Annotated in this window: 21 protein-coding genes; 17 read left to right on the top strand and 4 right to left on the bottom strand. The window is 69.2% G+C overall.

Features of this window, described 5'->3' with window-relative positions; translation table 11 throughout:
• Positions 1–489 precede the first annotated feature (489 nt).
• The 11 genes from ACFC96_RS00335 (at position 490) to ACFC96_RS00285 (ending at position 15,166) form a co-directional block, all read left to right on the top strand.
• Positions 490–3,255 (top strand): AAA family ATPase, encoded by a 2,766-nt coding sequence (locus ACFC96_RS00335; RefSeq protein WP_376609317.1) that lies wholly within the window; start codon positions 490–492, stop codon positions 3,253–3,255.
• Between the two features lie 62 nt (positions 3,256–3,317).
• Positions 3,318–4,316: an alpha/beta hydrolase gene (locus ACFC96_RS00330; protein ID WP_376609883.1), complete on the top strand. Its 999-nt coding sequence runs from the start codon at positions 3,318–3,320 to the stop codon at positions 4,314–4,316.
• A gap of 407 nt (positions 4,317–4,723) precedes the next feature.
• On the top strand, positions 4,724–5,380 hold the full coding sequence (locus tag ACFC96_RS00325; RefSeq protein WP_376224292.1) for a TMEM175 family protein: 657 nt from the start codon (positions 4,724–4,726) through the stop codon (positions 5,378–5,380).
• A 143-nt stretch (positions 5,381–5,523) separates the two neighbouring features.
• Positions 5,524–6,186: a hydrolase gene (locus ACFC96_RS00320; protein ID WP_376609315.1), complete on the top strand. Its 663-nt coding sequence runs from the start codon at positions 5,524–5,526 to the stop codon at positions 6,184–6,186.
• Between the two features lie 5 nt (positions 6,187–6,191).
• Positions 6,192–6,713, top strand: a complete 522-nt coding sequence (locus ACFC96_RS00315; protein WP_376224296.1) for a DoxX family protein — start codon at positions 6,192–6,194, stop codon at positions 6,711–6,713.
• A gap of 90 nt (positions 6,714–6,803) precedes the next feature.
• Positions 6,804–7,409, top strand: coding sequence for a Dps family protein (locus ACFC96_RS00310; protein ID WP_376609313.1), 606 nt, complete (start codon positions 6,804–6,806; stop codon positions 7,407–7,409).
• Positions 7,409–8,836, top strand: coding sequence for a dihydrolipoyl dehydrogenase family protein (locus ACFC96_RS00305; protein WP_376609311.1), 1,428 nt, complete (start codon positions 7,409–7,411; stop codon positions 8,834–8,836). Before ACFC96_RS00310 ends, ACFC96_RS00305 begins: the two co-directional genes overlap by 1 nt.
• Positions 8,837–9,001: 165 nt before the next feature.
• Positions 9,002–9,955 carry an alpha/beta hydrolase gene (locus tag ACFC96_RS00300; RefSeq protein ID WP_376609309.1) on the top strand — a complete coding sequence of 318 codons (954 nt, stop codon included), beginning with the start codon at positions 9,002–9,004 and terminating at the stop codon, positions 9,953–9,955.
• On the top strand, positions 9,952–11,844 hold the full coding sequence (locus ACFC96_RS00295) for an amidohydrolase (protein WP_376609307.1): 1,893 nt from the start codon (positions 9,952–9,954) through the stop codon (positions 11,842–11,844). The genes ACFC96_RS00300 and ACFC96_RS00295 overlap by 4 nt, the downstream gene beginning before the upstream one ends.
• A 16-nt stretch (positions 11,845–11,860) precedes the next feature.
• A complete protein-coding gene (locus tag ACFC96_RS00290) occupies positions 11,861–12,589 on the top strand; it encodes a GPR1/FUN34/YaaH family transporter (RefSeq protein ID WP_376609305.1) in 729 nt (242 codons plus the stop codon).
• Positions 12,590–12,910: 321 nt separating this feature from the next.
• Positions 12,911–15,166, top strand: coding sequence for an NB-ARC domain-containing protein (locus ACFC96_RS00285; protein WP_376609303.1), 2,256 nt, complete (start codon positions 12,911–12,913; stop codon positions 15,164–15,166).
• A gap of 35 nt (positions 15,167–15,201) precedes the next feature.
• Here ACFC96_RS00285 and ACFC96_RS00280 read toward each other — a convergent pair whose 3' ends face one another.
• Complete coding sequence (locus ACFC96_RS00280) at positions 15,202–16,197, bottom strand: alpha/beta hydrolase (protein ID WP_376609301.1); 996 nt, start codon at positions 16,195–16,197, stop codon at positions 15,202–15,204.
• Positions 16,198–16,345: 148 nt separating this feature from the next.
• Positions 16,346–17,413, bottom strand: a complete 1,068-nt coding sequence (locus ACFC96_RS00275) for a helix-turn-helix domain-containing protein (protein ID WP_376223591.1) — start codon at positions 17,411–17,413, stop codon at positions 16,346–16,348.
• A gap of 477 nt (positions 17,414–17,890) precedes the next feature.
• Between ACFC96_RS00275 and ACFC96_RS00270 the strand changes: the two genes are divergently transcribed.
• The 5 genes from ACFC96_RS00270 to ACFC96_RS00250 all read left to right on the top strand — a co-directional run bounded on the left by ACFC96_RS00270 (position 17,891) and on the right by ACFC96_RS00250 (position 23,801).
• Entirely contained in the window at positions 17,891–18,727 is an 837-nt protein-coding gene (locus ACFC96_RS00270; RefSeq protein WP_376223564.1) for an alpha/beta fold hydrolase, read from the top strand.
• Between the two features lie 163 nt (positions 18,728–18,890).
• Positions 18,891–19,988 (top strand): LLM class flavin-dependent oxidoreductase, encoded by a 1,098-nt coding sequence (locus ACFC96_RS00265; protein ID WP_376223566.1) that lies wholly within the window; start codon positions 18,891–18,893, stop codon positions 19,986–19,988.
• Positions 19,985–20,599 (top strand): FMN reductase, encoded by a 615-nt coding sequence (locus ACFC96_RS00260; RefSeq protein WP_376609299.1) that lies wholly within the window; start codon positions 19,985–19,987, stop codon positions 20,597–20,599. Before ACFC96_RS00265 ends, ACFC96_RS00260 begins: the two co-directional genes overlap by 4 nt.
• A gap of 209 nt (positions 20,600–20,808) precedes the next feature.
• Complete coding sequence (locus ACFC96_RS00255) at positions 20,809–23,067, top strand: NB-ARC domain-containing protein (RefSeq protein WP_376609297.1); 2,259 nt, start codon at positions 20,809–20,811, stop codon at positions 23,065–23,067.
• A gap of 398 nt (positions 23,068–23,465) precedes the next feature.
• The gene (locus tag ACFC96_RS00250; protein WP_376609881.1) at positions 23,466–23,801 is read left to right on the top strand and encodes a transposase; all 336 of its coding nucleotides are present in this window, start codon (positions 23,466–23,468) and stop codon (positions 23,799–23,801) included.
• 110 nt (positions 23,802–23,911) lie between these two features.
• Here ACFC96_RS00250 and ACFC96_RS00245 read toward each other — a convergent pair whose 3' ends face one another.
• Positions 23,912–24,577: a response regulator transcription factor gene (locus tag ACFC96_RS00245; protein WP_340459011.1), complete on the bottom strand. Its 666-nt coding sequence runs from the start codon at positions 24,575–24,577 to the stop codon at positions 23,912–23,914.
• 34 nt (positions 24,578–24,611) lie between these two features.
• The gene (locus ACFC96_RS00240; protein ID WP_376609295.1) at positions 24,612–25,577 is read right to left on the bottom strand and encodes a sensor histidine kinase; all 966 of its coding nucleotides are present in this window, start codon (positions 25,575–25,577) and stop codon (positions 24,612–24,614) included.
• 391 nt (positions 25,578–25,968) lie between these two features.
• Between ACFC96_RS00240 and ACFC96_RS00235 the strand changes: the two genes are divergently transcribed.
• Positions 25,969–26,652 (top strand): ABC transporter ATP-binding protein, encoded by a 684-nt coding sequence (locus ACFC96_RS00235; protein ID WP_376609293.1) that lies wholly within the window; start codon positions 25,969–25,971, stop codon positions 26,650–26,652.
• Positions 26,653–26,657: the final 5 nt, after the last annotated feature.

Here is a 26,657-nt window from a genome sequence, read left to right as displayed (position 1 = left end):
CGCGTCACCGGGGTGGGGAGCGAACTGGTGGGCGGTGAGTAACCGCTGTGGAGCACTGCACCAGCCGCAGGGAGAAAGTCTCTGCGGCTGGTGACGAGTCGGGCACTCTTCCAGCGTGGCGCTGGCTTGACCACTCTCGCCGGCTTGGTCCGGTTCGACGCGCGACCGGGTTGATGCCGGGGTGGCCAGGGCCTCCCGGAGTGTGAAGCAGCGATCGGGTGGCCAGCCTGGGGAGTTCGGGCCTTGCCTGTTGCCTCTATGACGGTCTCGACAGAAAGGGTCCTCATTCGTTGCCCCGAATAGGGCAATAGTATGCTTTATCTTCTGGCCGGCGGGGCCGGGAGCGCATCGCATTTCGGATGCTGACAGAACGAGGGATCCACACCATGAACGATCTGACCGGTCCTTCCTGTGTGCCCTTTCCCCGACTGCTTTCGACTGGGGCGCAGCATGGGCACTAGGCGCAGCACGATGGGCCGGCCGGAGCCCGTGACTGGGCTGGCGGGCCGGGAATCGGAGGTCGGCCGGATCCTGGACGCGATCGAGCACGGTCGCAGCACCCCGCGAGCACTGCTCATCATCGGCGAGGCGGGGAGCGGCAAGACGTCGTTGCTCGAGGTCGCTGCCGAGCACGCGCGGGTGACCGGAGCGTATGTTCTGAGGTCTCAGGGCTGTGAGGGGGAGTCGGAGCAGTCGTTCGCAGCCCTGCACCAGTTGCTGCTTCCGCTCCTTGCCCGTGCCGCTGATCTCCCCGGCCATCTGCGGGAGGTTCTGGAGACCTCGTTCGGCCTCGCCCCGATCACCAGACCCGCCGATCCGATGCTGCTGCGTGTCGCCGTCCTCACCCTGCTGGTCGAGGCCTCGCGCCATCGACCTGTCGTGATGCTCGGCGATGACGTCCAGCTCTTCGACCGAGACTCCCTCGACGTCCTGGGGTTCGTGCTGCGCCGTTTCGCGGCCGAGCCGGTGACGGTGCTCCTTGCGGCCAGGGGGCTGACACCTCCGGACCCTGCTGTCGCGCACCTGCCAGTCCTGTCGCTGGGACCGCTGACGATCCAGGCGGCGGCCCGCCTGCTGGACGCGCAACCCGATTCTCCTACCGGCAGGGCCCGGAGCGATGTTCTGGGCCAGGCTGACGGCAATCCTCTGGCCATCATCGAACTGTGCCGTTCCGTGCGATCGGGCAGCCCTCTTGGTCTGGCCGACGGCGCACTGCCCCAGACCCAGCGGATCCAGGAGATGTTCTCCGCCCAGTTGCGCGCGCTGCCGGCCATCACCCAACGGATGGTGCTCTACGCAGCGGCTTCCTCGGACCAAGAGGACCTGCAAACCATTATGTCCGCAGCGGGAGGAGGCACGGACCTGTCGGTATGGGCGCCCGCGGAGGACGCTGGGCTGATCACGATCGCAGGCCGCCAGGTGGGTTTCCGGCACCCGCTCGTGCGCGCGGGCGCCTACCAGGGCGCCCCGGCGCACCTGCGCCAGCGAGCGCACATCGACCTCGCGGCCGTGCATCAGGACGATCCAGCGCGCCAGGCCTGGCACTTGGCCGCGGCCTGCATCGGCCAGGATGAATCCGTGGCGGCGACCCTGGAGGACACCGCAGAACTCGTCGAACAGCGTGGCGGATTCTACGCGGCCGCACGGGCCCTGGAACGATCCGCCGAGTGCAGTCCCGCTCCGGAGGATCGGGCCCGCCGATACGCCAAGGCGCTGAGAGCCGCCAACAACGCGGGCGATACATTCTGGGTACGCGAGCTTTACGCCAAGGTCACCGCACTGACCAAGGACCGCGACCTGCTTGGCGTCGCGGCGAACGGGGCCGGTCTGGCCCTTTCCATGTCCGGCCATCAGCGGGAAGCGTTCCAGCTCCTGATGGGCGCCCTGGAACCGGACCTGCCGCAGGATTCCAGGACAACGCTCGCGGTAACCGCCGTGATCGGTGCGGTCGCCTTCCAGTCAGGCCTGTCCGAGGTCAGGCGCCCGCTGGTTCCCCTCCTCGAAGCAATCGAGACCAGCGCCGTCAGTACGCCCTACTCTGAGCTGGTTGCGGACGAGGCCGTCAACGCATTGCGGGCAGTCATCCTCTGCGAGGCGGATCCGATCAGGAACGCCCCTGCCCTGTTGAGCCGAACCCGGCGGCCGAGCTTGCTGGAGCCGCTGACCGGCATCGCAGAGCTGATCCGATTGCAGACGGTGGGCGCGGTTGCCTGGTGGGCCGACGAGTCCGACCTGTGCGTGGATACCTTCCGGCGGGCGTTCGCCATGCTCCGCTCTTACGGAGCCATCGGAACGGGCGCAATCGCCCTCTCGGCAATGGGCTCAGCCCTGATCGATGTCGGGCGGTGGGCAGAGGCCGACGAACTGCTGGACGAGGCAGCAACCCTGGCGGCCGTCCAGAAAATGAAGCACATCGAAGTCGACATCGAAGCCCTACGAGTGACGCTGCAAGCCCTGCGCGGCCGCTCCGCCGATGCCGGGATCTTGACGGACCCAGCCTGGACAGCTGTCAACCTGGAGGAGAACACTGCCACCCACGCACGGCTGTTGCGCGCGGCAGGCACCGCCGCGGCAGCCGCGGGCGACTACGACGGGGCACTGCGCCACTTCCGGCGACTGTTTCACCAGGACGGCACCCCCCTGCACTACTTCCTCTCTCACGGCTCCATCGCCGACCTCGCCGCCGTCGCCCAGCGGACCGGACAGCAGGAGGAAGTCGAGCCTGTCGTCGCGGCGGTACGCCAGGCGCTGGGACCGCATCCGACAACCCGAATGATGCTGCTCCTGCACCATGCCACCGCGCTGGTCGGCGACCCGACGCAGGCAGAGCACCACTTCCGCCTGGCGCTGGTCAACCCGGCCGGTGACCAGTGGCCGCTCGCCCGTGCGCAGGCTCGGCTTCACTACGCCCAGTGGCTGCGCAGACGACGGCGCCCGCTGGACGCCCGCCCGCTCCTGGCCTCGGCAATGGAGGCTTTCTCCCGGCTCGGTGCCGCCGCCCTGGCCGACGAGGCGCGGGCCGAGCTTCGGGCGAGCGGCGTCGCCGCGCCGTCCGACCGGCCCGATCCGCTGTCGGAACTGACTGCCCAGCAGCAGCAGATCGTACGGCTGGCGGCGCAGGGCCTGGGCAACAAGGAGATCGGGGAGAAGCTCAAGCTGTCCCCCCGCACGATCGGCTCGCATCTCTACCAGGTGTATCCGAAGCTCGGCGTCAGCAGCCGCCACCAACTCCGCGACGTCGTCGGTGTCCTGTGAATGATGGCAAGCCGACCGGCGGATAAAGTTCCGATCGCTACGAGGAATCAGAGGTGAGGCTTGTGGAGTACCAGCCCGTCACCGGCGGAGGCGGTCGTCCCCATCGCCCCGCCGTGGTCCTCGACCCCGTCGTCCAACGGTTGGTCGACGCCTCGGCGGACCCGCCACACCTGCATCAGCTCGGCCCGGTCGACGGCCGGGAGGCACTTCTGGAAGCCCAGGGGCACCTGTTTGACGACTTCGCGGTGGACGCCGAGTTCTGGGTGGTGCCTGTCGGCCCCTCCGGACTGGTCGGCTTCTGGACCTTCCGTCCCGCAGCGCGGAGCGGCCCGCTCCCCGTGGTCCTTTATGTCCACGGGGGCAGGTGGATGCTCGGTGACGCGCAGACCCACACCCGGATGATCTGCGAACTCGTGACCGCCAGCGAAGCCGTGTTCGTGGTTCCCGAGTACACGCGCACTCCCGAGGCCCGGTACCCAGTAGCGCTCGAGGAGTTGTACGCCGTAATCACCTGGCTGACCGACAATGCCTCAGACCTCGCACTGGACAGTCGGAGGCTGGCGGTGGCCGGCGACTGTGCGGGCGCCACCATGGCCACCGCGCTCACCATGATGGCCAAGCAACGCGGCGGCCCTCGCATGCGCGCACAACTGCTCTACTACCCGATGACCGCCCCACACTGCGACACCGCCTCGCGGAAACACTTCGGGTCCGGCTACCTCCTGACCACCAAGGCCCTGGACTGGTACTGGCAGCAGTACACGGACGACGATCGAGAACTCGCTGAAGCCACGGCCTCCCCGCTACGGGCAACAACCGCCGAGCTTGCGGGCCTGCCCCCCGCCCTGGTCGTCACAGCCGAGGCCGACGTCGTTCGGGACGAGGGGGAACAGTACGCGCGTCAGCTACAGCAAGCAGGTGTGGCCGTGACCGCCGTCCGCTACCTCGGAACAGTCCACGACTTCGCGTCTTTGAACGCTCTACGCGACAGTCCGCCCACCGAGGCCGCCATCCGCCAAGGCGGTGCCTTCCTCAAAGACGCTCTCACTACCGGGCAGTGATCGCGGGGAGGTGAACCGCGCTCTCACTGGATCAACGGCCAATGAGAAGTCCGAGGCCGAGTACATGGCAGCCCCAGCGGAAGAGCTTCGCCCGGCGTGTCGTCCGGCGCAACGGAGGGGCAGACTTCTCCACCCGCGCACTCTTCTTGTCCGGGAGCGCACCGCACTCTTCTCGGCGGACCTGAGGAAGAAGGCGGCACCGATACTGTGACCCGTCACCGCTGCAGGCGGCTGGCGCAACTCAGAGGCCGGAGAAGGGTCGGACCCGCTAGCGGGCCCACGGTCAGACCGACCGACGGAGCACACCGGCGTTGACCCAAGAACTGTCGGACGGACCGAGTTCTCGAGGATGCGCCGCGACGGAAATCGCCCCCATCCGACATGAGTCAAGTACTTCAGGAGCAGGCTTGTCCCGTACCCATCCTCGCAAGTTCTCTCGTTCCGAGACCACACGGGCTGAGGCCTTCAGTGACGGGGTGTTCGCCATCGCCGTCACGCTTCTGGTCCTCAATCTCGCTGATCCGCCGCACAAGCCGGGCGGCCTCGGCCGGGCTTTGCTGGCTCAATGGCCTGCCTACCTCGGCTACCTGGCGTCCTTCGGCTATGTCGCGGTGATCTGGCTCAACCACCACCAGGCCTTCGTCCGCATCAGGGCCATGGACCGCGGACTGCATGCTGCCAACCTGTTTCTCCTGCTCACCACGGCGGCACTCTCCTTCCCCACAGCGGTGGTCGCGGACGCACTGCAGGCCGACGTCACGGACTCCGACGCGCGGGTGGCCGTTGCTCTCTATGCCGGTCTCGCCGCAGCGATGTGCCTGAGCTGGGTGGCCTTCTATCAACAGATGGCCCGACGACCCGAGTTGCTCGCCCCTGACGTGGAGGACACGTACGTACGGCATGGACGGCTTCGCTCGTGGGCCGGAGCCCTCGCCTACACCATTGCCGGGCTTCTCGGGGTGTTCGTCGCACCGTTGCTGGCGATCGCGGTGTTCGTCCTCCTCCCGGTCTTCTACTTCGTCACCAGCGAAGGACTGCCGGGCGGGCGGGACGGCTCCTCTTGATACAGCACCTGACCGGTAGTGCGCTGTCGTGCCAACTCCTGGGCACAGGGAGCAAAGGCGGTCTGTCGGATCGGTCGTAGTTTCGGAGGTGCCGAGCCGCCGAGGTGGCGGGCGCGTTACCGATTGATCCGAAAGGACCCCTCATGTTCGACATCGCCAAGGTGCAGGCCTCCCCGAGCGCGGACCTGCTCACGCCCGACAACGCGGTCATGCTTTTCGTCGACCACCAGCCGCAGATGTTCTTCGGTACGGGCAGCGGCGATCGTGCCGCGATCATCAACAGCACTGTGGGTCTTGCCAAGGCGGCTCGGGCCTTCGACGTGCCGGCTGTCCTGACCACGGTCGCTGCCGAGTCGTTCTCCGGACCTCTGCTGCCGCAGCTCGCCGAGGTGTTCCCCAAGCACGAGGTCATCGACCGCACCACCATGAACGCCTGGGAGGACGAGGCGCTCGTGGCGGCGGTCAAGGCGACCGGGCGCAAGAAGATCATCCTGTCGGGTCTGTGGACCGAGGTCTGCCTGGTGCTGCCCGCGCTCTCGGCGCTGGAGCAGGGGTACGAGGTGTACGTCGTCTCCGACGCTTCCGGCGGCGTCAGCCCGGCTGCCCACGAGCACGCGCTCCAGCGGATGGTGGCCGCCGGCGCGGTCCCGGTGACCTGGGTCCAGGTCCTCCTCGAGCTGCAGCGCGACTGGGCGCGTCAGGAGACGTACGGCGCGGTCATGGAGATCGTCAAGGCCCACGCGGGCGCGTACGGTCTGGGTGTCGTGTACGCGCAGAGCGTCATCGGCGCGCACGCCGCCGGCTGACGTCCGTGGACACCGGCATTCTGATCCTGCGTCTGCTGGTGGGACTGCTCGTGGCCTGCCATGGGGTGCAGAAGATCAGCTCACACCTGGGCGGCAGGGGACTCGAGGGAGGCACCGAGGAGTTCCGCGCCGACGGCTTCCGCGGTGGAGCCCTCACCGCACTGGCGGCAGGCGGGGGCCAGATCGGATCGGGCCTGTTGCTCGCCGCCGGCTTTCTGACCCCGCTCGCCGCGACCGGGGCCATCGGGGTCATGACGGTCGCCCTCACGGTGAAATGGCGCCACGGCCTCTGGGTGCAGAACGACGGATACGAGTACCCGCTCGTCCTCATCGGCACCGCCGCCGCCCTCGCCGCCACCGGACCCGGCGCCTGGTCTCTCGACGCGGCCCTCGGCCTCACGCCCTACCCGCTGTGGTGGGCGGCCCTCGCGCTCGTGGCCGGTCTCGGCAGCGGGTTGCTCACCCGGCTCGTCCTGCACCGGCCGGCCCCGGCGGCGCCGCTGACCGCCGCCCCCGGCGAACGCTGAGCGCGAGCCACCAAGACCGGGCCCGGCCGCCTTGTGTCCCCGCCGGGGCGGCCGGGCCCTCGCACCTCTTTTCCGACCATGGAGTACTCGATGGAAACCGCGATCACCGCACCCAGCACCGAACCCACCGCCACACCCCCGCGCGGCGGTCAGCCGCTGCTGCATCAGAAGGGCACCGAGACCCAGGCGTTCGGCACGCTCAAGCAGCTGCCGATCGGCCTCGGCCACGACACCCGCATGTACGCCTGCCAGCGGCTGAACCGTGTCCTCGCCGATACGCAGATCCTTTACTCCCTCTACAAGAAGCACCACTGGCTCATGCGTGGGGCGACCTTCTACTCGCTCCACCTCATGCTGGACAAGCACGCGGAGGCCCAACTGGCCATCGTGGACGCGCTGGCAGAGCGGGTCCAGAGCCTCGGCGGCGTCGCCGTCTCGGACCCGCGTCACGTCGCGGAGCTGACGAGTGTTCCCCGACCGCCCGACGGAGTCGAGGAGGTCCCCGTCATGCTGTCGCGGCTCCTCGACGCGCACGAGCGGATCCTGATCGACGCACGGGACGCCGCCGCCCGGCTCTCCGCGGAGGGCGACGAGGGCAGCGCAGACCTGCTCGTCTCCGACGTCATCCGCACCGGCGAGGCGCAGGTGTGGTTCCTGGCCGAGCACCTCGTGGACACCCCTTTGGTGCGCGGCTGATGGACGACACGTACGACGTCGTCGTGGTCGGCGGCGGGCCGGGTGGCGAGGTCGTCGCCGACCGGGCCGTCCGGTCGGGACTGACCGCCGTTGTCGTAGAGGCCGAGGCGGTCGGCGGGGAGTGCTCCTACCGTGCGTGCGTGCCCAGCAAGGCCCTGCTGCGTCCCGGGGCTGCCCGAGCGGCCGCGCGGTCGGTCGACGGGTCCCGGCAGGCGGTCACGGTGGCACTCGACCCGGCGCACGTCCTGGCCCGCCGAGACCGTTTCACCGGTCGCGGTGACGACACCGGCCAGGCCGACTGGCTCAACGGCGCCGGCATAGCTCTCGTACGGGGGCACGGACGGCTCGCCGGAGAGCGCCGGGTGGATGTGACCGGGGCCGACGACACGGTCCGGACTCTGCGGGCCCGGCGGGCGGTCGTGCTGAGCACCGGCACGGAACCCGTGCTGCCGCCGGTCGAGGGGGTCGACAGGATCGGTGTGTGGACCAACCGGCAGGCCACCACGGCCGAGGCGGTGCCCGAGCGGCTCGTCGTCATCGGCGGGGGAGTGGTGGCCTGCGAGATGGCCACTGCGTGGCGCTCGCTCGGTTCCTCCGTCACCCTCCTCGTCCGCGACCAGGCCTTGCTGACGGGCTGGGAGCCGTGTGCCGGCGAAGAGGTCACCTGGGGGCTGACCGGTCTGGGCGTCACGCTCCGCTTCGGGGTCTCGGCCACCAGGGTCTCCCGTGATGAGAGCACCCGTACCGTGACCGTGGACACCGACGACGGCGCCACTTTTGTCTGCGACGAGGTCCTCGTCGCCGTCGGTCGGCGCCCGCGCACCGCGGACCTCGGCCTGGACTCCGTCGGACTGCCGGCCGGTGACTGGCTCCCGGTCGACGACACCTGCCGTGTCACCGCGCTCGACGGCGACTGGCTCTACGCCGTCGGCGACGTGAACCACCGCGCGCCGCTGACCCACATGGCCAAGTACCAGGGGCGCGCCTGCGCCGAGGCGATCGCCGAGCGAGCCGCGGGCCGCCCGGCCGTCACCGGCGGCAGGCAGGCGTGGAGCGCGGAGGCCGACCACGTGGCCGTTCCGCAGGCCGTCTTCACCTTTCCCGAGGTCGCGAGCGTCGGCCTCACGGAACGCGCGGCACGCGAAGCGGGTCTCGCGGTACGCGCGGTGGAGTACCGCATCGACGATGTCGCCGGGGCAGCGCTCCACGCCGACGACTACCGCGGCCACGCCAAGCTCGTCGTCGACGAGAGCCGGGGAATCGTCGTCGGCTGCACGCTCACCGGGCCCATGGCGACCGAACTCATCCACACGGCCACCGTCGCCATCGTGGGCGAGGTCCCGCTCGAGCGTCTGCGGCACGCCGTGCCCGCCTTCCCGACGGTGAGCGAGGTCTGGCTGCGGCTCCTGGAGGCGTACGGCCTCTGAGACGAGGCCCGCTGTCCATCCGCCACGCCGACTCCGGGGAAGCGGACCGCCGCACAACTCGCCCGGCCGAGCACACCCACCGCTTCACCACGACACCTGGTCCCAAGTCCACTGTCGTCCTGGGGCCCCGCCCCACCTCGCACATCCTCCGAAGGAGAACCCCTCATGAAGCAACGGCCGATCCTCGAACCCGCCGCTCAGGCGTTCGCCGACGCCACCGCGCAGCCGCCGTACCTGTACCAGATCCCCGTCGCCGACGGCCGCAAGGCGGTGGACGACGTCCAGAGCGGTGAAGGTGTCCCCCTGCCCGCCATCGACGAGGAATGGGTCACCGTCCATGGCGGCCCGACCGGCGATGTCCGCGCCCGCATCGTCCGCCCGCGCGGTGCCACCGGCCGTCTCCCCGTCATCCTCTACATCCACGGCGCCGGCTGGGTCTTCGGCAACGCCCACACCCACGACCGGCTCGTGCGCGAACTCGCCGTCGGCACCGGGGCGGCCGTCGTCTTCCCCGAGTACGACCTCTCGCCGGAGGCCCGCTATCCCGTCGCCATCGAGCAGAACTACAGCGTCGCCCGGTGGATCGCCCGCGAGGGGCACCACAAAGACCTCGACGGCGCGCGGATCGCCGTCGCGGGTGACTCGGTCGGCGGCAACATGACCGCCGCCCTCACCCTCATGGCCAAGCAGCGCGGCGACGTCACCCTCACCCACCAGGTGCTCTTCTACCCGGTCGCCGACGCCGCCTTCGAGACCGAGTCGTACCACCTCTTCGCCGAGGGCTACTTCCTGCGCCGCGACGCCATGAAGTGGTTCTGGGACCAATACACGACGGAGGAGGCCGAGCGCGCGCAGATCACCGCCTCGCCGCTGCGCGCCACCACCGAGCAGCTCACCGGCCTGCCGCCCGCGTTGGTCATCACCGCCGAGGCCGACGTCCTGCGCGACGAGGGCGAGGCGTATGCGGCGAAGCTCCGGGCCGCCGGCGTCCCCGTGACCGCCCTCCGCGTCCATGGGGCCATCCACGACTTCGTCATGCTGAACGCGCTGCGCGAGACTCAGGCCGCGGAACTCGCCATCGGTCTCGCCATCGGCGCCCTGCGCAAGGCCCTGGCATGACCGGGCCGTCGACAGGCATGCCGGTGGCGGGCCTCGTGCCCGCCCCACGGCGGGAACACGGGCACGCCGACCTCCTCGTCCGCAACGCCAGGGTGTTCACGGGTGACGCCGACCGCCCCGAGGCCCGCGCCGTCGCGATCCGCGACGGCCGGGTCGCGGCCCTCGGCGACGACCACGAACTCGCCCACCTCGTCGGTCCGGGCACCAGGGTCATCGACGCCCTCGGCCGCCGGGTGATCCCCGGACTCAACGACTCGCACCTGCACGTCATCCGGGGCGGCCTGAACTACGTCCTGGAGCTGCGCTGGGACGGTGTGCGCAGCCTCCGCCACGCGCTCGCCATGCTGCGCGAGCAGGCGGGCCGCACCCCCAAGGGGCAGTGGATCCGGGTCGTGGGCGGCTGGACCGCCGAACAGTTCGCCGAACGCAGGATGCCGACCGTCGCCGAGCTGAACGCCGCTGCCCCGGACACCCCGGTCTTCGTCCTGCACCTCTACCAGTCCGCCCTGATGAACCGGGCCGCGGTACAGGCCGCCGGATTCACCCGGGATACCCCCGACCCGCGCGGCGGACAGATCGTACGGGGCCGGGACGGCGAACCCAACGGCGTCCTCCTCGCAGCGCCGGGCGCACTCATCCTGTACTCGACCCTCGCCAAGGCGCCGGCTCTCGACGAGGCCGACAAGCGGACGTCGACGAGACACTTCCTGCGCGAGCTGAACCGCTTCGGACTGACCTCGGCGGTCGACGCCGCCGGCGGGTTCCAGAACTTCCCCGACAACTACGCCACGGTCGTCGACCTCGCCAGGTCGGGGGAGTTGTCCCTGCGGATCGCCTATCACCTGTTCCCGCAGACGGCCGGTCAGGAGCTGGCCGACCTCAAGCGCTGGACCGAGATGGTGAAGCCCGGTGACGGGGACGAGTGGCTCCGGCTGAACGGCGCGGGCGAGAACCTGACCTGGGCCGCCGCCGACTTCGAGAACTTCTCCGAACCCCGGCCCGAACTCACCGGATATGAAACCGAGTTCGAGAGTGCCGTCCGCCTCCTGATGGAGAACGGCTGGGGCTTCCGGCTCCACGCCACCTACGACGAGACGATCCGCCGCGATCTGGCCGTCTTCGAAAAGCTCGCCGCGGAAGGACTCTTCCCCGGCGACAACCGCTGGCTCTTCGACCACGCGGAGACCGTGTCGACCGGCAGCCTGGACCGGATCGCCGCCCTCGGCGGCGCACTGTCCGTCCAGAACCGCATGTCCTTCCAGGGAACCGCCTTCCGCGACCGCTACGGCGCCGAGGCCGCCGCCCACACCCCGCCGGTCCGGGCCATGCTCGACCGCGGCCTGACCGTCGCCGCCGGCACCGACGCCACCCGCGTCTCCTCATACAACCCGTGGGTCGCACTCCACTGGCTGGTGACCGGCAGGACTGTCGGCGGCACCGTGCTCTACCCGGCCGGGAACCTGATCGACCGCGAGACCGCCCTCGACCTCTACACACGCGGCGGAGCCCGGCTCACGGGCGAGCAGGACGTCAAGGGAAGCCTGCGAGAAGGGTATTACGGCGACCTCGCGATCTTGTCCGACGACTACCTCACGGTGCCCGAGGACGTCATCCCCGACATCGAGTCCGTGCTCACGGTCGTCGGCGGCCGGATCGTCTACGCGAGCGCGGAGTACGAGAACCTCGACGAGACGGTCCCGCCGGTGAGCCCCGAGTGGAGTCCTGTGGCCCAGTTCGGCGGCTACCAGTCGAGCCAGGGGGGCGCCCGCCAGGCATCGCTCGTGGCCGAGGCCGTCGCCGAGTCGGAGCAGCATCGCCGGTGGCGCGTCGCGCGCGGCTCCGTTCCCGAAGCCACGCCGTCCTTCGTCGACCCCTGCTTCGAGCACTGACAGAGAGAGCCTTCCGATGACTGCAGCTTCCCCTGCCGCCGACAGCGGCGACGACGCGCCGGACGCTCCCCAGGGACGTCGATTCGAACCGGACCTCCGGTCGATGACCCGGATCAACCTGCGTCCCATCGCCTCACCCATGCCGCTCGGCTTCTTCACCATCGCTATCGCCTCCGTGATGACGGGCTGCCTGCAGCTCGGGCTCTTCGACGAGGCGGCCCGCGGCGCCGTCGCCCTCACCGTGCTGCCGGCCTTCGTCCTGCAACTCCTCGTGAGCGTCCTGGCCTTCGGGGCCCGTGACGTGATCGCGGCGACGCTCATGGCGGTGTTCGCCGGCAGCTGGCTGCCCTACTCGCTCGTCATGCTTACGGGTGCGGCCGACGGACTTCAGGTCCTCGGCGTGTTCAACCTGGCGCTCCTCTGCTTTGGGGCACTGATGACCGCCGTGACCGGGCCCAAACGCGCGCTCTGGTTCGTACTGGTGGTCTCCCTGCCCCGCTGGGCGGCCACCGGCCTCGGCGGCATCACCGGCGCCGAATGGCTGACGCGCACGTCGGGTGCGCTGGGTCTCGTGGTGGCGCTCGTCGCGATGTACACGGCGTTCGCCCTGATGCTCGAGGACATGCGCAGCGAGCAGGTTCTGCCCATCGGCCGCAGCGGCCCGGCGCACCTGGCCGTGGAAGGCGACCTCAGCGTCCAACTGCGCAACCTGGAACGCCAGGCGGGCGTGCGTCGCACGCTCTGACCGCACCCCACCGACCCCGTAACACCGCGACCGCACAGGAGCACCGATGGAACCGCAGGTGACGGACCGACCCGAGAAGTCCCGGTACGAGGTCCTCGCCGGCGAGGGCACCGAGGGCCATGCCGTCCCAGCCCAAGGCCGTGGCCGAGCCGATCCTAGAGGCGGTCCGCTCCACCGCCCACTGACCTGAAGCCTGCTCGGGGCCGTGCCGGGCCCACCCTCAAGGGTGGGCCCGGCACGGCCGTTGGTGCCGCTGGCCTGCGACTTTGCACCGACAGACACGACGTATTCTTTCCTCGGAGTGGGGCGGAAAGAGGAGTTGTGTACGGGGAGAAGTCGTTCGGGGCCGTTCTGCGCGGTCTGCGACAGAACAGCCGATTGACGATGGAGGAGTTGGCCGAGGCGTCGGGTGTGAGCGTCCGGGCCATCGGAGACATGGAGCGGGGGCACAGCCGGGTTCCCCAGCGGCGCACGGTGGTGGCGCTGACGGAGGGGCTGGGGCTCGCGGACGAGGAGCGCGAGACGCTGCTGGCCGCGGCGCGGGCGGCGCGTCCGACGCGCGCGGTCGCGGTGGCGGGGACGGTTGTGCCGCCGAGATCGGTGGGGGACTTCACGGGGCGCGAACCGGAGCTGGCACTCCTGCGCGAGGCCGCGGAACGGGCTCCTGCTGACAGGGAGGTGTCGGTGTGGGTCGTCTCGGGTCCTCCGGGATGCGGGAAGACAACGCTGGCGCTGAAGGCGGCGGCGGATCTGGCGGAGGAGTTCCCCGACGGGTGTTTCGTGGTGGACCTCCACGGAGTGGATGGCCCCGTGGACACGGGCGAGGCGCTGCTGAAGTTGCTGAAGGCCCTTGGCGTGTCGGACCGTCGGCTGGCGAAAGAGGATCCACAGGGCCGCGCGGGGTTGCTGCGGGCGCTGTTGGGTGACCGCCAGTGCATGGTGGTGTTGGACAACGCCCGCGACGAGGGGCAGATCCGTGAGCTGCTGCCCGCCGGCGGGCGGAGTCTGGTGCTGGTCACCAGCCGGCGGCCCTTGACCGGGCTGGAGGATGTCGATCGCCTGGCGCTGTCGGAGATGGCGCAGGACGAGGCGGTCGATCTGCTGCGCCAGATTCTGGGCGAGGAGCGGGCGGACGCGGAGGCCGAGGCTGTGGCGCAGGTGGCGGAGCTGTGCGGGCGACTGCCGTTGGCCCTGCGGGTGGCGGGACACTGGCTGACGGTCCGTTCCGGATGGACCGTTGATCACCTGGTCCGGCGTCTGGCCGACGAAGAACGCCGGCTGGGCGCGCTCGCTGCCGGCGACGTGCGGGTGGAGGCGGCATTCGAACTGTCCTACCGTCAGTTGACTGGCCAAGCCGCGCGGATGCTGCGGCTCCTGAGTCTGGTTCCGGGGCCGGACATGACCGCCGCCTACGGTGCCGCTCTGACCGCGACTGGTGTCTTCGAGGCCGAGGACGTGATGGAGGAGCTGGTCGAGGCCGGGTTGCTGCAGGCCACCTTCACCGGCCGCTACCAGCTGCACGACCTGCTGCGGCTGTTCGGCCGTGACCGGCTGGCCCGCGAGGAGGAACACGGCGAGCGGGAAGCAGCCGACGACCGGCTGCGCGGCTGGCTGCTGGAGACGGCTGTGGTCGCAGGCCGCTGGTACAAGCCCAAGTACGGGGCGCCACCGTCCTCCTGGCAGGGCCTGGTCCCGATGGAGAGTGCCGCGGAGGCCCGTACCTGGCTCCAGAGCGAAGCCCCCTCCTGGCTTGCCGCGCTACGCGACGCCGCCCGGAGCGGTGAGCACACCCAAGTCGATGAGACCGCCTACGCCATGGAATGGTTTTGCAACCTGTGGGTCCACTGGGGACACTGGCCCGAAGTCTTCCGCCTGGGCGGCGAGGCCGCTACCGCACTTGACGACCCGTACAGGCAAGCTGTGCACCTCAATATGTACTCCTGGTCCCTCTCCTGCGAATCCCGGTACAGAGAGGCCATCGAACGGGCCCACGAAGGCCTCGGCTGTGCCCGCCGCGCCCAGAGCGCTTCCCAACAGGCCTCGGCACTGACGCTGGCGGCGTGGGCCCGATCGGAACTCGGCGAGGTCCAGGAGGCAGCCGACATGTCGCTCGCCGCGATGGGCATCTACGAAGAGACCGACGACCGCGAGGGCTGGCTGGGTGCCGTGTTCACCCACGGAACCTCCCTGCGCCTGCTCGGCCGTGTCGAGGAAGCCTTGATCCAGCACCGGCGCATCATCACCTTCCTGGACGCGCTCGACTGCCCGGTGAGCGGGCACATCGCCGACATCTACCGTGCCAGCACGACCCGTGCGCTCGGTCGTGGCAACGCCGAACTACGGCGATGGCGCGAGGCCGCAGACTGCTATCGCGACGCCATGGTCCTGTCCAATCGCATCGGCATTCCCCACATCGAGGGCAGCACGCTCCTGCACCTGGGGGAGGCCCTGATCGAACTGGGAGAAGCCGAGGAAGCCGGCTCTTGTCTCCGTCAGGTCGTCGCCCTCGGCGACGCGGTCGACAGCAAGGACCTGAAGTCCGCAAAGAAGCTCCTGGCCTCGCTCACCGCCGAGTGAGTGGTACAGGCGGCGCCGGTCCAGGGGCGGAGCATTCAGCCGCGGTGCTGGTGCAGGGCCACGTGCACGGTGTCGAGGGCCTGGACGAGGGCGGCACGGGCGGCGTCCGTATCGCGCAGCGGATCGAGCACCATGAAGCCGTGGATCGTCCCGTGGTAGCGCATGGAGACGACCGGCACGTCGGCGGCCCGGAGCTTCGCCGCGTACGCCTCACCCTCGTCGCGCACCACGTCGGCCTCGCTGGTGACCACCAGTGCCGGGGGGAGCCCGGTGAGCTGTTCCAGCGATGCCCGCAGCGGTGATGCGGTGGCCTGGCTCCGCTGCCGTACGTCGGGCAGGTACTGGTCCCAGAACCAGCGCATGGCCTCGCGGCCGAGGAAGTAGCCGTCGGCGAATTCCTGGTACGAGGCGGTGTCGAAGCCGGCGTCGGTGACCGGGCAGAGCAGCACCTGCTGCAGCAGCCGCACCCCTCCGCGCTCCTTGGCGAGCAAGGTCAGTGCCGCCACCAGGTTGCCGCCCGCCGAGTCGCCCACGGCGGCCATCCGGCTTCCGTCCAGGCCGATTTCGCTTCCTCGCTCGCAGATCCACCTTGCGACCGCGTAGCACTGCTCGACGGCGATCGGATACCGCGCCTCGGGGGCGCGCTCGTATTCGACGAAGACCACGGCCGCGTCCGTACCTAGGGCGAACGCACGCACCAGACGTTCATGGGTGTCAGCGTCGCCCAGGGCCCAGCCCAGCCCGTGGAGGAACAGCACGACCGGGAGCTCGCCGAGGCTGTCTGCGGGCCTGACCACCTGCACACTTACGTGACCGGTCGGCCCGCCCGGCAGCGCGAACCACTCCGTGGAGGTGGCTTCCCCGTCGAGAGGGTCGGTGGCGTCCTTTTCCTGGAGACGCGCAAGGTCCAGACGGGCCTGTTCCAGGTCAGGGTCGTGTGCTGACGGTGGGCAGGTGTGCCGGGCCACGAATGCTCGGGTGGGGTGGTCCAGGACCGGGTGTCGAGCGGACGAAGGGACGAAGTCGGTCACACACGGTCTCCTGCCGAGAGGGCCTGAAGCGAAAGGGGGTTCGGTGCCGGATCCTTGGTCGAGCGGCGGAACGCGATGCGGCGGCTGTCGGGCCGGGGGCGCTGCTGCCGCAGTCACCGGGCGGCCGACGCGGCTCCGAGCGGGGACCTTACCCGCTGGACGGCGGGAGGTCAGCCCCATGCCGGTCAGTACCGTGGGCAACCGTGGGCAACGGCGGCGTCTCGGGCACGGTCCCGGGCGCCGGGGTGACCGTCGGAGACCGCCCGAAGTCGTCCTCGGCGGTGCGCAGGTTGCGCCATTCACGGGGGGAGACGCCGTAGACGGCGCGGAAGGCCCGGCTGAAATGGGCGGGGTTGACGAAGCCCCACCTCTGGGCAACGGCGGACACGGTGGGGGCCGTCCTGCCGCGGCGGGCCAGTTCGCGGCCGCACTCTTCCAGTCGCCGCTGCCGGATGAGCCGGCCGACGGTGGTCCCCTCGCTTTCGAACAGCCGGTGCAGGTACCGGACGGAGATCCGGTGCTTCTGGGCGATGCGCTCCGGTGACAGGTCCGGGTCGCCCAGGTTCCGGTTGACGTGGTCGAGGATGCGCAGCATCAGATGGCTCCGTGCGTCCGCGTTCGTGTCGCCCGGGTGGGCCCGCTCCGCGATCAGAGTGGCGAACAGGTCGACGACGTTGCCGGCCAGCCGGTTCGCGACGGCCGGCGGGTAGCCGTCGGCCGGAGAAGAGGCCAGCGTGGCCAGGAACGGGAGCAGCATCGCGCCGAAGCCGTCCGCGGTGCCGATGGCGATGCCCGTGACCTGCCGGATCTCACTGTCCGACACGCCCAGCGTGCGGCGCGGAAGTTGGAAGATGTGCGTGGCGAACCGCCGGGGATAGTCGAGGGAGTACGGCCGGGTCGTGTCGTACACCACCAGGTCACCCTCACCCACCTCGGTCCGCCGGCCGTCCTGGACGAACGTGGCCGTGCCGGACATCTGGACACCGACTGCCAGGAGCGCCTCGGACGACCTGGCGATCAGCGCCGGTGTGCGGCTGACCTGCTTCGCGTCGGCCTCCATGGTGGAGACCTGGAGATATCCGAGGCGGTCGGTGGCGATCCGGCCGTCGAACGCCCCGTCGCCCCGAGGGGTGATCGTCATCGGCACCAGCGTCCGGCTCACCGCGTCGTTCCAGTACGCGACCTTGTCCCGGTCAGGCACGGAGGCGGTCGTCATCACCAGGCTCAAATTGCTCTCCGGTCAGGGGAAGTGACTCCGGGGCTGCGACGGGCGGGAACAGGATGCTGCCCTCCCCGGAAGGTGGCGGCCGGTGCCCGGAAGGGCGGGACGGCTCGTCGTACGGGCAGCGAGCTCTCGCTGGAGCGCGACCGGACCACTTCGGCGGAGCCCGGTTCCTGTCCGCACCGAACAGCCAAGCAGCGGGCCGTCTCTGTCTCCAGGCAGAACCACAGGCAGAAATGGCGGGAGCCGACAGGCACGTCCGGTGCTGCGTGTTACCGGAACGCCGTCCTCGTGGGCGTCGAAAACCGGTCGCCCGATCGAGGTGCCTTCGGACCGGGCACAACGCTGCGCTCATCGGCAAGACGTGGTGCGTGACGCGACAACAGGCGGCGCTTCCCGGGCCCTAGCGTGACGGTGTTCCCGTGCCGCACAGAGGCGCGGACCAGCTACTTCACATCGAGGAGACACCGCATGCCGTACATCACCGTGGGCCAGGAGAACACCACCGCCGTCGACCTGTACTACGAGGACCACGGCACCGGACAGCCGGTCGTCCTCATCCACGGCTTCCCGCTCGACGGCCACTCCTGGGAGCGGCAGACCGCCGCGCTCCTCGACGCCGGCTACCGCGTGATCACGTACGACCGCCGCGGATTCGGGCAGTCCTCCCAGCCGACGACTGGCTACGACTACGACACCTTCGCGGCCGATCTCAACACCGTGTTGGAGACTCTCGACCTGAACGACGCCGTCCTCGTCGGCTTCTCCATGGGCACCGGCGAGGTCGCCCGCTACGTATCCACCTACGGCTCCGCCCGCGTCGCCAAGGTCGCCTTCCTGGCCTCGCTGGAGCCCTGCCTGCTCAAGACCGACGACAACCCGGACGGCGTGGCCCCGAAGGAGTTCTTCGACGGAGTCGTCGCCGCCGTCAAGGCCGACCGCTACGCCTACTACACCGCCTTCTTCAACGACTTCTACAACCTCGACGAGAACCTGGGCACCCGGATCAGCGAGGAAGCGGTCCGCAACAGCTGGAACACCGCGGCTGGCGGCGGCTTCTTCGCTGCTTCCGCCGCGCCGTCGACCTGGTACACCGACTTCCGCGCCGACATCCCGGCCGTCGACGTGCCCGCCCTGATCCTGCACGGTACGGCCGACCGCATCCTGCCCGCCGAGGGCACCGCGCGCCCCTTCCACAAGGCGCTCCCCGCCGCCGACTACGTGGAGATCGAGGGCGCCCCGCACGGACTGCTGTGGACGCACGCGGAGGAGGTCAACACCGCCCTCCTCGCCTTCCTGGCGAAGTGACGCCTCACCCCGCCGGTTCACACGGGGTGAGCGCATCGGCGCGCGGCAGCCAGGGGAACCGGCCCGGCTGCCGCGGTGGGTGAGGCCGAAACCTCGGCGTCACCCCGCCTTCCCCGGCCACCGCCGCAGGCATCCAGACAGGACCAGGAGAACAGAGGCCCGCATGCAGTTCGGCATATTCACCGTCGGGGACGCGACCCCCGACCCCACCGACGGCCGTACTCCGTCGGAACACGACCGCATCAAGGCGATGATCGCCATCGCCCTCAAGGCCGAAGAGGTCGGCCTGGATGTCTTCGCCACCGGCGAGCACCACAACCCGCCGTTCGTCCCCTCGTCCCCGACCACCCTGCTCGGCTACATCGCCGCCCGCACCGAGAAGCTGATCCTGTCCACCGCCACAACGTTGATCACCACCAACGACCCGGTGAAGATCGCGGAGGACTACGCGACGCTCCAGCACCTGGCCGACGGCCGAGTCGACCTCATGCTGGGGCGTGGCAACACCGGCCCGGTGTACCCATGGTTCGGAAAGGACATTCGTCAGGGCATCAACCTGGCCAAGGAGAACTACGCGCTCCTGCGCAGGCTGTGGCGCGAGGACACCGTGGACTGGGAGGGTACATTCCGCACTCCTCTGCAGGCATTCACCTCGACGCCCCGGCCGCTGGACGGCGTCCCGCCGTTCGTCTGGCACGGATCCATCAGGTCTCCGGAGATCGCGGAGCAGGCCGCGTTCTACGGCGACGGCTTCTTCCACAACAACATCTTCTGGCCGGCCGACCACACTCGGCGCATGGTCCAGCTGTACCGCCGGCGGTACGCGCATCACGGCCACGGCCGCCCGGAGGACGCCGTCGTGGGCCTGGGCGGTCAAGTCTTCATGCGGAAGAACTCGCAGGACGCAGTGCGGGAGTTCCGCCCGTACTTCGACAACGCCCCCGTCTACGGGCACGGCCCGTCCCTGGAGGACTTCACCGAGCAGACTCCGCTGACGGTGGGCTCACCCCAGCAGGTCATCGAGCGGACCCTCTCCTTCCGGGGGGCCGTCGGCGACTACCAGCGCCAGCTCTTCCTGATGGACCACGCGGGCCTGCCCCTGAAGACAGTCCTGGAACAGCTCGATATCCTCGGCGAAGAGGTCGTGCCCGTGCTGCGCAAGGAGTTCGCCAGCGGGCGCCCCGCCGACGTGCCGGACGCGCCGACGCACGAGGCACGGATCACGCCCGCCGCGAGGCAGCAGGGAGCGATCGTCGCATGAAGCTGACCGTCGTTTCCGCGGGACTGAGCACGCCTTCCTCCACTCGCCTGCTCGCTGATCGGTTGGCCGATGCTGCCCGCGACGAGCTCGCCGACCAGGGCCATACCGTGTCCATCGAGATCGTCGAGCTGCGGGTGCTCGCCGCCGACGTCGCCCATCATTTCGTGACCGGTTTCGCACCGCCGCGACTGGCGGCTGCCATCGACGCGGTGACGGGAGCCGACGGCCTGATCGCCGTGACTCCGGTGTTCACGGCCTCCTACAGTGGGTTGTTCAAGTCCTTCTTCGACGTGATCGCCCCGGACGCTCTCACCGGGCAGCCGGCGCTGGTTGCGGCGACGGGCGGTACCGCTCGCCACTCCCTGGTCCTGGAGCACGCCCTGCGCCCGCTCTTCGCCTATCTGCGCGCTGCCGTCGTTCCCACCGCGGTGTACGCGGCGTCCGAGGACTGGGGATCGGGGGGAGACGAGTACACCGACGGCCTGCCCGGGCGGATCCGGCGGGCGGGCGGCGAGTTGGCCGCGCTCATGGTGGCCCGCCCGCAACGGGCCGAGCCCGAGGACGACATCACCGCCCTCGAACGGCAGCTCGCCGAGCTGCGCTTCGACTGAGGCCGCGGAATCTGAGGAACCATCCCCGGTTCGGTCCGGTCGGCAGGTGCCCGCGCTTTCGGTCGCGGCGTAGGTGCCCGTCGGCGCGCCATGCCCGTGACCAGCCAATTCTCTTCGCTCTTGTCTCCTCTCGTCGACGAGAGGCTCCTTCATCTCTCGGCTTAGGACCAAGACATATTCTTCTGATTCTGGGAAGAACAGGGAGAAGCATGTCCGGGGAGAAACCGTTCGGGGTCGTTCTGCGGGGTCTGCGGCAGCAGGCTCGTCTGACGATGGAGGAGTTGGCCGAGGCGTCGGGTGTGAGCGTCCGGGCGATCGGTGACATGGAGCGTGGGCGCAGCCGAGTCCCGCAGCGGCGCACGGTGGTGGCGCTGGCGGAGGGGCTGGGGCTCGCGGAGGCGAGGAGAGAGGACCTGCTGGCAGCGGCCCGGGCCGGGCGTCCCACGCGTGCCGTGGCGGTCGCGGGCGCGGCCGTACCGCCGCGATCGGTACGCGACTTCACCGGGCGCGGTCCCCAACTGGTCCGGCTCAAGGAGGTGGCGGAACGAACGGGCACCGGCGAAAGCAGGTCGGTGGCGGTCATCTCGGGCCCCCCGGGGTGCGGGAAGACGACGCTGGCGCTCAAGGCGGCGACGGATCTGGCGGAAGAGTTTCCTGAGGGATGCTTCGTGGTGGACCTCCACGGGGTGGACGGAGCCGTGGACCCCGGCGAGGCACTGCTGAAATTGCTGAAGGCCCTGGGGGTCTCTGATCGTCGGCTGAGACAGGAGGGCGCGGCCGGGCACGCGGGGCTGCTGCGAGCGTTGCTGGGCGAGCGGCGGTGTCTGGTGGTGCTGGACAACGCGCGCGACGAGGGGCAGATCCGTCCCTTGCTGCCCGCGGGCGGGCGGAGTCTGGTGCTGGTCACCAGCCGGAGGCCGTTGACCGGGCTGGAGGACGTCGAGCGGCTGGCGTTGTCGGAGATGACGCAGGACGAAGCGGTCGAGCTGCTGCGCCGGATCCTGGGTGAAGACCGGGCAGACGCGGAAGCCGATGCGGTGGCCCGGGTGTCGGAGCTGTGCGGTCGCCTGCCGTTGGCCCTTCGGGTGGCAGGTAACTGGCTGACGGTGAGGTCCGCCTGGAGTGTCGACCACCTGGTCCGTCGCCTGTCCGACGAGGAGCGGCGCCTGAGCGCGCTGTCCGCGGGCGACGTACGGGTAGAGGCGGCGTTCGAGCTGTCCTACGGAGAGCTGTCCGGCGAGGCCGCGCGGATGATGCGGTTGCTGAGCCTGGTTCCGGGGCCGGACATGACCGCTGCCTACGGTGCCGCTCTGACCGCGACTGGTGTCTTCGAGGCCGAGGACGTGATGGAGGAGCTGGTCGAGGCCGGACTGCTCCAGGTCACCTTCACTGGCCGTTACCAACTGCACGACCTGCTAAGGCTGTTCGCCCGCGCCCGACTGTCCAGCGAGGAAGGGCCCATGGAGCGGACAGCGGCCGAGGACCGCCTCCGGGCCTGGTTGCTGGAGACGGCCGTGATTGCCGGCCGTTGGTACAAGCTCAAGTACGGCGCACCGCCGCCCTCCTGGCAGGGCCTCGTCGCCCTGGAGAATGCCGAGGAGGCCCGGACCTGGCTCCAGAGTGAGGCCCCCGCCTGGCTCGCGGCGCTGCGCAGCGCCGCACACAAGGGTGAACACACCCGAGTCGTGGAGACCGCCGACGCCATGGAATGGTTCTGTGACCTGTGGGTCTTCTGGGGCCACTGGTCCGAGGTCTACGAGCTGTCCGGCCAGGCCGCCGCGGCGCTCGACGACCCGAACCTGCAGGCCTTCCACCTCAACATGCACGCGTGGGCCCTGATCGAGTGCGATCACCAGTACCGCGAGGCCATCGAGCGGACCGACGAAGGTCTGCACTGCGCACGCCGAGCCGGGAACATCCCGCAGCAGGCCTCTGCGCTGTCGCACGCGGCAGTCGCGCACCGGAGGCTCGGCGAGGCCCATGCGGCCACCGAGAAGTCCCGCGCCTCCGTGGACCTGTACGAAGAGGTCGACGACCGCGAAGGCTGGCTGGGGGCCATGGTCACCTACGGGTCCTCCCTGCGCTTCCTGGGCCGTGCCGCGGAAGCGCAGACTCAGCACCAGCGCCTCATCGCGTTCCTTGACTCCCCCGACCGCCCGGTGAGCGAGCACGTGGCCGACATGACCCGCGCCCACACGACCTACGCCCTCGGCCTCGACCACGCCGTCCTGGGCAGGTGGAGCGAGGCAGCCGGTCATCACCGCGACGCGGTGGGCCAGTTCCGGCGCATCGGCATGCCCCACATGCAGGGAAGCGCGCTTCTGGGACTGGGGGAGGCCTTGACCGAACTGGGAGAAGGCGTGGAAGCCCGCACCTGCCTTCGTCAGGTCCTCGATCTCGGGGACGCGGTCGACAGCACCGTCCTGACAGGCGCGCGGAAGCTCCTGGACTCGCTCCCCGCCGAGTGAGGGCCGCCACTGCTGCGCACTGACCGTGGGCGGCCTTCCGGGCGGCTCCCCTCGGGCAGCTGCCGGAAGGTGAACCAGGGGCGGGGGAGCCCGGTGAGCTCCTCCAGGGGCGCCCGCAAGGGTGATGCGGTGGCCAGACTCCGCTGCCGCACGTCGGGCATGTACTGGTCCCAGAACCGGTGCATGGTGTCGCGACCTAGCGGTGGTTTGTTGACGGCGGCTCAGGTCCGCAGTAGGCCGGTAGCAGAGGAATGTTGCCTCGCTGCCTGGGAGCTCGTGATGACCCGCCGTGTGCCGTGTCCGCCTGCTCCGGGCCCGCTGGAAGCCTACGCGGCACGCTTCGATGACCTCTTCTCCACACTGGCACAGCGCCGCGGTTCCGGGATTACCTCGCGAGGCTGCTGCTGCCGCGGGACCGCAACAAGACGCTGACCTGCCTGGCAGGCACCGAGCCGGTGGTCGGTGCCCAGGACCGGGCGGTGCAGCGGCTCCAGTTCTTCCGGTCCGAGTCGACGTGGGACCACGAGCGGGTCAATTCCCGCAGGGTGGAGATGCTGCTGGCCGATCCAGCGACCGCGCTGCACCCGGGCGGGGTGCTGGTGATCGACGACTCGGGGGACCGCAAGGACGGGAAGGCGACGGCGCATGTCGGGCGGCAGTGGCTGGGTCGGCTGGGCAAGACCGGCAACGGCATCGTCACGGTGACCACCTTCTGGGCCGACGAGAACCTCTAGCCTCTTCTCGGGGCCGATAGCCACCTGCGCACCGCGCCCGTGCCATGTGTCCGCGCGTCACCCTCTGAGCCGAGGGGAATTCCGGTCGAGGTCGGAATCAATCCGTCGAGTTAATTGTATTCAAACCAGGTCAGAATGGCCTTGACTCGTCTGTTGTCTTCGCCGGGAGCCATGCCGAGCTTCGCGAAAACATTCGCCACATGCTTGCTGACAGCAGCGCCCGAAAGGAACAACTTCGACGCGATCTCCGCGTTGGAGCTCCCCTCAGCCATGAGGGCGAGCACCTCTCGCTCGCGGGCGGTGAGTCGGGCAAGCGGCCCTTGAGGGGAGTGAGTGCGCGTGACGTGGCGGACGACCTCGGGGTCGATCACTACTCCGCCCCTGGAGACCGTCTCGAGAGCCCGTAGGAAGTCTGCGACTCTTCCCACTTTCTCCTTGAGCAGGTAGCCGACGGCTCCGTCAGCGCCTGGCCCGTTGAGGAGCTCTCGCACATATGGTCCCGTGACATATGCGGAAAGGACCACCACCGGCAGATCCCGGTACCGGGAGCGCAGATCGATTGCAGCACGGAGCCCGTCATCTGTGTTTCCCGGTGGCATGCGAACATCCGTGATGACGATGTCTGGAGCGGTCCCGGCATGTGCCAATGCATCGACAGCGGCCACCAGCTCATCGGCGTCTTCGCATTCGCGGATCACGTCATGGGCGTTGGAGGTCAAGATTTCTCGGATACCCGCACGAATCAGTACACTGTCGTCCGCCAGGACAATTCTCATGCCCGCCCCTATCGGGTTGCTCAATCTGTTTCTTTTACCATGGGGGTTGGCTGGGGGCGGACGCTGTAACCTTCGTTCCGCCACCGGCCGGGCTGAGGATTTCGAGATCCCCGCCGACACTCCGCATTCGCTCACGCAGTCCTGCGAGTCCGGAACCCGCGTCGAGCCTCGCACCGCCGGCACCGTCGTCGCGAACGCACACTTTCACGCCGGTTTTCGCGCATTTCATATCGATCTGCGCCGTGCCCACACCTGCATGTTTCGCGATATTTGTCAGAGCTTCAGAGACCGTGAAGTATACCGCCGTCGCTGTTGGCGACGAAAGCTGAGAGTCGTCGCCATTGCTGGTCAACTCGACGCGCAGGGGTGATCGCGCAGCCAGTTCCCGGACAGCTGCGATGAGGCCGAGGTCGCTCAGCTCACGGGGGTGGATGTCACGCACTGTTTCCCGCAGCCGTTCCAGGGCGCGTTCCGCGTGGGCCTGTGCGTGGCGTGCCAGCTGCACGGTTCGCTCGTGGTCGGCGGCTGCCGCCTCCAGCATCCCAAGGCGCATGACGACGGCGACGAGCTCTTGCTGGGCTCCGTCGTGCAGATCGCGTTCGATTCGCTGTCGCTCAATCTCGAAGGCCGCGGTCAGGGACGCCCTGCTGCTGCGGAGCTCCTCAAGTTTCGCCAGCAGGTCCGAGTCCCGGCTTCTCGAGAAAGCGCGCAGGAGAAGGTCACGAAGAAGGGACACTCCGGTCAACGAACTCACGGTGACTGCACCCAAAGCGATTCCTGCGGGCACGGCCAGAAGGGTTTGCTGTACTGATTTCGGCGTGAAGGGGCCGACCTGCGCTGCGATACCGAAGGCCCAGAGTGCGGGAGAGAAAACCAAGGCGGCAGCGCCGATGAACCCGAAGAAGGAGATCAACAGTGACAGCGCGGAAAGGATCAGCGTGGTGAGGAAAACGGGGAGATCAGTTCTCCATACTGACGTTGAACGCAGCCGGAGTGTCACCCATCGCGTCCAGCTCTGAGCAGCGGGCCTCAGGGGCAGTGCCTCAGCGCCACACAAATGGGCTCGTGAACGGTCTACCTCTGCCACCACTGGGGCCGCTACCGGAACAAAGAGGAGAGAAAGCAGCAGAATCGGGAAGGTTATTGCTGCGACCAATTCTGTCAGTACCCTCCGGACCAAGCGAATCTGCGCCATGGCGAGCATTGTCGCACACCGCCAGAAGGTAGACCCAGGTCTACCTTCAAGCAGTGCAGGCACCCGTGCATCGGCCCTCGCGCCCTGCTTGGCTTGAGACATGCTTTTTTCAGCTTCCTCTTCTGCTCCGTGTATTCGATTGCGTGGCCTTCATATGGACTTTCCGGTCCCGGGGCGTCGACGCGAGACAACACGTGTGCTGCACGCTGTCGACCTTGACGTTCCAGAAGGCCGGCTGACTGCCGTCGTCGGCCCGTCCGGGTCCGGCAAGTCGACGCTCCTGCTGTGCATGGCCGGCCTGGAGCGAGCGACCGCGGGTTCCATCGAGATCCTCGGGACGGACATCCTTTCGCTCTCGCCGCGCAAGCAGGCTGCATTCCGCAGCGAGAACGTCGGCTTCATCTTCCAGGAGTACAACCTCGTCAGTTCTCTGTCCGTCGAGGACAACATCTCCCTTCCGGCGCGGCTGGCCGGCCACCGCGTGCCCAAGTCCCGTGTTGACGACGCGATGACGCGGCTCGGCATCGCCAAGCACGCCCGGCGACGTCCCGACCGCCTCTCCGGCGGGGAACGCCAGCGCGTCGCAGTGGCCCGGGTCGTCGCGAATCAGCCGCGGATCGTCTTCGCCGACGAGCCGACCGGGGCGCTCGATCTCAAGTCCGGTCATGTCGTGCTCGACTGGCTCCAGGCGCTCCCCGCGCAGGGGACCACGGTCCTCATGGTCACGCACGACCCTCACGCGGCCGCACGGGCCGACCAGGTCGTGGTGATGGGGTCCGGGCGCATTCACGCCGTCATTCCCGGCGGCGACTCCCGCGCAGTGAGCGATGCCGTCCTCGCGGCGCAGTCCGTGGATGAGGCAGGTGACGAAGCAGCATGATGCGA

Origin of the sequence: Streptomyces sp. NPDC055955 (assembly GCF_042270245.1) — a bacterium.
Lineage (GTDB): Bacteria > Actinomycetota > Actinomycetes > Streptomycetales > Streptomycetaceae > Streptomyces.
The sequence above is the reverse complement of the archived record's forward strand: the minus strand, read 5'-3'. Positions and strand labels throughout refer to the sequence as shown.

Bases quoted from the DNA above. Each gene is read 5' to 3' on its own strand.
- ACFC96_RS00310 (WP_376609313.1), top strand. From the start codon at position 6,804: ATGGAAACCGCGATCACCGCACCCAGCACCGAACCCACCGCCACACCC.
- ACFC96_RS00305 (WP_376609311.1), top strand. From the start codon at position 7,409: ATGGACGACACGTACGACGTCGTCGTGGTCGGCGGCGGGCCGGGTGGC.
- ACFC96_RS00300 (WP_376609309.1), top strand. From the start codon at position 9,002: ATGAAGCAACGGCCGATCCTCGAACCCGCCGCTCAGGCGTTCGCCGAC.
- ACFC96_RS00255 (WP_376609297.1), top strand. From the start codon at position 20,809: ATGTCCGGGGAGAAACCGTTCGGGGTCGTTCTGCGGGGTCTGCGGCAG.
- ACFC96_RS00265 (WP_376223566.1), top strand. From the start codon at position 18,891: ATGCAGTTCGGCATATTCACCGTCGGGGACGCGACCCCCGACCCCACC.
- ACFC96_RS00295 (WP_376609307.1), top strand. From the start codon at position 9,952: ATGACCGGGCCGTCGACAGGCATGCCGGTGGCGGGCCTCGTGCCCGCC.
- ACFC96_RS00245 (WP_340459011.1), bottom strand. From the start codon at position 24,577: ATGAGAATTGTCCTGGCGGACGACAGTGTACTGATTCGTGCGGGTATC.
- ACFC96_RS00260 (WP_376609299.1), top strand. From the start codon at position 19,985: ATGAAGCTGACCGTCGTTTCCGCGGGACTGAGCACGCCTTCCTCCACT.
- ACFC96_RS00290 (WP_376609305.1), top strand. From the start codon at position 11,861: ATGACTGCAGCTTCCCCTGCCGCCGACAGCGGCGACGACGCGCCGGAC.
- ACFC96_RS00275 (WP_376223591.1), bottom strand. From the start codon at position 17,413: ATGACGACCGCCTCCGTGCCTGACCGGGACAAGGTCGCGTACTGGAAC.
- ACFC96_RS00320 (WP_376609315.1), top strand. From the start codon at position 5,524: ATGTTCGACATCGCCAAGGTGCAGGCCTCCCCGAGCGCGGACCTGCTC.
- ACFC96_RS00270 (WP_376223564.1), top strand. From the start codon at position 17,891: ATGCCGTACATCACCGTGGGCCAGGAGAACACCACCGCCGTCGACCTG.